The sequence below is a fragment of the Halobacillus litoralis genome, from assembly GCF_020524025.1.
GTDB lineage: Bacteria > Bacillota > Bacilli > Bacillales > Halobacillaceae > Halobacillus > Halobacillus litoralis_D.
The window spans coordinates 1-2147 of the sequence record NZ_JAIVKN010000013.1; the positions used below are offsets into that span (position 1 = coordinate 1).

The following is a 2147-nucleotide window of genomic DNA, read 5'->3' on the forward strand; positions in this document are numbered from 1 at the left end:
TGTCAACAACGGTTTAAAATTCCCTGTTTTCAACGTAATCAAATTCCCTATTATCAGCGGATTTTGGCTGGCTGTATGCCAGCCTTTTTCTTTTCCCTTAAGCGATAAGAGTCTCCTTTAATATTAAAGGTAGTGGAATGATGGATTAGACGATCCAGTATGGCCGTTGCTAAAACTTCATCTCCAAAGATCTTGCCCCATTCAACGTACGATTTATTTGAAGTGATAATCATCGCTCCATGTTCGTATCTTCTTGATATGATTTGAAAAAGTGTGTGCGCGCTTAGTTCATCGAAACTAAAGTAACCTAATTCATCAATAATTAGTAATTCTGGTCGACTATATCTTTTAATAATCCGTTGGATTAACCCTTGTTTCTCTGCCTTTTGACACTCAGCTATAAAATCATTGGCTGTAATAAAAAGTGCTTGGTGTCCATTCGTGATAGCTTCAAGAGCCATGGAAATGGCTAAATGTGTTTTCCCTACTCCTGGTGGCCCGAGAAGTAGGATGTTATCTCCATTATGGATATATCTCCCCGATAACACTTCTTTCACTCTTCGTTCGTCAATACTAGGTTGAAAACTGAAGTCGAAGTCATGAATACTCTTGATGTAGGGAAGCTTCGCTTTCTTTAGACGCTTATCTAAAGCTGCCTTTTCCTTTTGTTCGATTTCTTGTGATAATAGCGTGATTAAGAAGTCCGAATATGGTACATTATTTTTAGATGCGTCTTCAAGGAGACCATCTATTTGGTCGGCGGTGTAATGCCAACCGATTTCTTCTAAGCGTTCAACTAAAAGGTTTGTGGTCATGATTGATCACCTCCTTCTAGTTGCTCATAAATTTGAAGGGAACGTTGTTCTACTTCAATATCAGGGGACTGTAAACGGCTGTGGGTCGGCAAACCATCAGTAGTCGTTTGCAGTCCTTTATAATGTTCAAGGTTTATATAATCTCTTACCTTTCCAGTCATAATAGGGTGTTTAGCTACACATTCATAATGGTCATAAATTTCTAAATGATGATCTAAAGTTTCTTTTATCTTCAATTCTTGGCCAACGTACCGAAAGGGTACTGAATACCTCTTACCAAGATAGGAAACAAAGCAATCCTTACTCACTTTTCTAATTTCCCAATGATGAATAGGGAATAATGGTTTAGTATTTGAAGTCATTAAGTGCTTTTGTTCATGCTGGAAACGAGTATAAGGTGATTCGAGCGTTGTCTGATGAACCTTACGGTTTGCTACTTGATCTAACCACACTCTTACATCTTCATTTAATGCTTTTAACGTAGGTTCATGCTTGCGCTGCAGAAAGTTCTTCTTTAAGTATCCAACAACATTTTCTACTTTTCCCTTTGTTTGTGGTCGGTGTGGTTTACATGCCTTTGGAACAATTCCATAGTAAGCTAAAAAATCTTCGAATTTTCGATTGAATCTTATTTCGACTGGGCTATGCCTGATAACAGCAGTTTTCATATTGTCATATAAAATTTGCTCGGGCACTCCATTGAAATAAGCAAAGGCATTCATATGGCACTTCATTAATGTTTCTAAGTCCATGCTGTCTGTAAACTCTACATATTTAAGCCTCGAATAACTTAGTAAAATAACAAAAGCATAAATATCCTTTATTTCACCATCAACTGCGAATTTACCAATATGTCCCCAATCCATTTGAGCTTGTTTCCCAGGAGGAGTCTCGTATCTTATAGTAGCTTGCTTTTTAGGTCGCACTCGATATGGTCGAATGAAATCCCGGAGGATTGTCATTTTGCCCTCGTACCCCATAGATGTAATCTCATCTAATAATACGGTGCAGTTCGTGGTACCTTCCTTCATGCGTTTCTCTAAGTAATCTTTGAAGGGATCTAGCTTACTACCTTTACTAGGTACTTTCTTCATCCTTGGTAATTCTTCAGATTTTATGTACTTCCTAATAGTTTTTGGATCAAAGCCAGTCTCGTTAGAGATAGCTGTGATTGACCACCCTTTTTGATGCAATTCTCTAATCATTATGAATTCCCCAATCTTGATCATCACTTCTACACTCCAAATCTTTATCTAGTATAGAAATGATTATCTGTTATTATTGGGGAATTTGAAACCGTTGTTATTAGGGATTTTAGCACCGTTGCTTACA

2 protein-coding genes are annotated in these 2147 nt (G+C 37.5%); both read right to left on the reverse strand.

What is annotated here, in order from left to right:
* Window positions 1-53: 53 nt before the first annotated feature.
* Complete coding sequence (istB, locus tag LC036_RS18345) at window positions 54-815, reverse strand: IS21-like element helper ATPase IstB (RefSeq protein ID WP_226586064.1); 762 nt, start codon at window positions 813-815, stop codon at window positions 54-56.
* Window positions 812-2044, reverse strand: coding sequence for an IS21 family transposase (gene istA / locus LC036_RS18350; protein ID WP_226586066.1), 1233 nt, complete (start codon window positions 2042-2044; stop codon window positions 812-814). The genes istB and istA overlap by 4 nt, the downstream gene beginning before the upstream one ends.
* Between the last annotated feature and the right edge of the window lie 103 nt (window positions 2045-2147).